Origin of the sequence: Bartonella sp. AA1HLJMS, from assembly GCF_042197445.1 — a bacterium.
GTDB lineage: Bacteria > Pseudomonadota > Alphaproteobacteria > Rhizobiales > Rhizobiaceae > Bartonella.
The window spans coordinates 1-2,345 of sequence record NZ_JBHIRW010000116.1 but is presented as its reverse complement, the minus strand read 5'-3'; the positions used below and the strand labels follow the sequence as shown (position 1 = coordinate 2,345).

Below are 2,345 nucleotides of genomic sequence, written 5' to 3'. Positions count from 1 at the left end.
TGGATAGCAGAGACAACGTCAACACCGTTTGAAATTGCCGAAACTGTTCTTGCCCATTCAGTTGGGAGTTCAGTGACAAAAGCTTATATGCGAACGGATTTTTTAGAACAGCGACATGTTCTTTTAGAGCAGTGGGCGTCTTTTATATCAGGAGAGGCTTGACAGGATTATAACAATGTGTCTATTGTCGAATGAGGTGCTTGAAAAACACCTTAAAACAACTAGCGGATTGGTTGCCGAAATAACTGATCTTCCGCAATTTAAAAGCTTTGACTCATTGTATGCTAGACGCATATAATAGCTTTGTCGGGTGTGGTTATGCCATATAATACCCTTTACGGGGAAAGCATAACGACGGGCTAGTTGCCGTGTTTTTCAGCACCCGGCATTTTTATAAAAAGTGTCAATGAAAAACATCTAACAACTAGGAGTTCGCTATGAACACTCTTATAGAAATTACGGAACAAATCATTGATCAGGAAACTGTTCAAACCGTTAACGCGCGTGAGTTACATACGTTTTTAGACGTTAATATACGCTTCAACGATTGGATTTCACGACGGATTGAAGAATATTCTTTTCAAGAAAATCAAGACTTTGTGAGTTTTACTCAAAAAAGAGTAAAACCTAAAGGCGGTCGTCCAAGCATAGAATATCACCTCACCTTAGACATGGCGAAAGAACTTTCCATGGTTGAACGCAATGAGAAAGGACGTCAAGCACGCCGTTACTTTATTGAATGTGAAAAGAAACTGAGAAACCAAGCTGTTGATTATGATAATGATACACGCTTTGATGATTTTAACTATCTTCGTCAATATGTTTTGACAAATTATCCTAAAATCATGGGTATCATCTTTGGTTATCTTTTGAAAATAGATGAAATCGAAAAAGAGCTTGATCATTACAAATCAGTTACAAAAGAAGCTAAGCGCGTTTTAGCAAGATCTGTCGTAAAAGCTGCTTAGATTTAAAACACATCTCCCCTCCCCGTTCTCAAAATGGGAAGGTGGTTTAAAGATCAAGTTTTGAATGGGAGCCCAGACGCGCTAAAATCAATCGATCTTGACCAATCAAGCGATAAATCAACACTAGGTAAGGTCGAATATGGCAATCTCGATAATTGCTCCAATTCCCAGTCAATGCATGATCATGATATCGAGGTTCTAAGGGTTGATCATTTGCTAATGCTGCAATGATTTGGCGCAAATCAGTATCTAAAAGATGCCGATACCGTCCTTTCATTTCACGCTTGAAATCACATTTGAAGATAGTGGTACGTTCAATCGTCCGCATAGAGATCATCAAATAATTCGTCTACGGAATGAAACTTTTTTAAGTTACCTTCCTCTAGTTCTGCAAAAGCCGCTATAGTTTCCGCATTAGGTTGAAACAAGAAGGACGGAATAGCTTTATCTTGTGCAATACGCGTCATCAACACTCTCACAACATCACTTACTGATAAACCTGAAGCTTAAATAACTTGACTAGCGATATTTTGAATTTCTTCTGGTACACGCGCTTGAACCATGCGACTAGAAGCCATAATGAGCTCTCCTCTTGTAATTGTATTTCAATGTAATACAATTGAAGTTTAATTTCAACTGTAAAGCACATTTTTTAGAGTGGCGAGATCGTTTGGCTTAACAACCACTTGCTTTTTTTAAGACTTCACCCATACGTGTTCGCCAGTCTTTTCCTTGTTTTTTAAAAGAGGCAATAACGTTTGGGTCAAGGCGTAGAGTAACCGCTTGTTTGGGAGATTCAACCGGTGGACGCCCACGTTTACGGCGTTCTTCTGTTACATATTTAAAAAAGGAGGCTGGTAAAACATCTTTAGCTGGCTTTAAGCGTGCAAGTTCTTCATCTGTCAATGGTGGGGAATCCACAGCGTCCCAATCTTCTTTTGTGTAGCCACATCCTGTTTCAAAGTTTTTTTTGATAATCATTGAAAACCTCTCTTTCTTTTTTATTCGCTTGACGAAAACTGATAATGGATATCGCTTCATTGCCAAGCTTTGCAAAAACAATAACTGTTGTGCCATCAGCAAAATGTCCAATAGCCTTCATGCGGTTTGAATGTGTTGCATCAATAAGAGCATGTTCCCAGTCAAAGTAAATAACATCAGCAAAATCAAGCTTATGTTTATCAATGTTTAAAGCTCTTTTTGGTTCATCCCACACTATCTTCATATATTTTATGTACACGAAAAATAAAACTTTGTCAATAATTAAAGTGTACAATAATTTGTATAAACCATTCAAAATGGAGCAACTATGACCAAGAAGCATCGTGAGGGTTTATTGGTTCGTGCGTTTGCGAAGAAGATGGGTGTTTCACATAA

At 38.1% G+C, this 2,345-nt stretch carries 5 protein-coding genes and 1 pseudogene; 2 read left to right on the top strand and 4 right to left on the bottom strand.

What is annotated here, in order from left to right; genetic code table 11:
* Together ACFIQE_RS09660 and ACFIQE_RS09655 are read left to right on the top strand one after the other, a co-directional pair.
* Window positions 1–162 (top strand): annotated as a pseudogene (locus ACFIQE_RS09660) (integrase); the annotation flags it as partial.
* A gap of 275 nt (window positions 163–437) precedes the next feature.
* Window positions 438–968 carry an antA/AntB antirepressor family protein gene (locus tag ACFIQE_RS09655; RefSeq protein WP_375707634.1) on the top strand — a complete coding sequence of 177 codons (531 nt, stop codon included), beginning with the start codon at window positions 438–440 and terminating at the stop codon, window positions 966–968.
* 46 nt (window positions 969–1,014) lie between these two features.
* Here the strand turns inward: ACFIQE_RS09655 and ACFIQE_RS09650 are convergent, their stop codons facing one another.
* From ACFIQE_RS09650 to ACFIQE_RS09635, 4 genes are all read right to left on the bottom strand, one after another.
* Window positions 1,015–1,296 carry a type II toxin-antitoxin system YafQ family toxin gene (locus ACFIQE_RS09650; protein WP_375612165.1) on the bottom strand — a complete coding sequence of 94 codons (282 nt, stop codon included), beginning with the start codon at window positions 1,294–1,296 and terminating at the stop codon, window positions 1,015–1,017.
* On the bottom strand, window positions 1,283–1,435 hold the full coding sequence (locus ACFIQE_RS09645; protein ID WP_375641156.1) for a type II toxin-antitoxin system RelB/DinJ family antitoxin: 153 nt from the start codon (window positions 1,433–1,435) through the stop codon (window positions 1,283–1,285). The genes ACFIQE_RS09650 and ACFIQE_RS09645 overlap by 14 nt, the downstream gene beginning before the upstream one ends.
* Before the next feature lie 208 nt (window positions 1,436–1,643).
* Window positions 1,644–1,949, bottom strand: coding sequence for a BrnA antitoxin family protein (locus ACFIQE_RS09640; RefSeq protein WP_375612163.1), 306 nt, complete (start codon window positions 1,947–1,949; stop codon window positions 1,644–1,646).
* Entirely contained in the window at window positions 1,927–2,193 is a 267-nt protein-coding gene (locus tag ACFIQE_RS09635; RefSeq protein ID WP_375612170.1) for a BrnT family toxin, read from the bottom strand. Before ACFIQE_RS09635 ends, ACFIQE_RS09640 begins: the two co-directional genes overlap by 23 nt.
* Window positions 2,194–2,345: the final 152 nt, after the last annotated feature.

Bases quoted from the DNA above. Each gene is read 5' to 3' on its own strand.
- ACFIQE_RS09655 (WP_375707634.1), top strand. From the start codon at position 438: ATGAACACTCTTATAGAAATTACGGAACAAATCATTGATCAGGAAACT.
- ACFIQE_RS09650 (WP_375612165.1), bottom strand. From the start codon at position 1,296: ATGCGGACGATTGAACGTACCACTATCTTCAAATGTGATTTCAAGCGT.
- ACFIQE_RS09645 (WP_375641156.1), bottom strand. From the start codon at position 1,435: ATGACGCGTATTGCACAAGATAAAGCTATTCCGTCCTTCTTGTTTCAA.
- ACFIQE_RS09640 (WP_375612163.1), bottom strand. From the start codon at position 1,949: ATGATTATCAAAAAAAACTTTGAAACAGGATGTGGCTACACAAAAGAA.
- ACFIQE_RS09635 (WP_375612170.1), bottom strand. From the start codon at position 2,193: ATGAAGATAGTGTGGGATGAACCAAAAAGAGCTTTAAACATTGATAAA.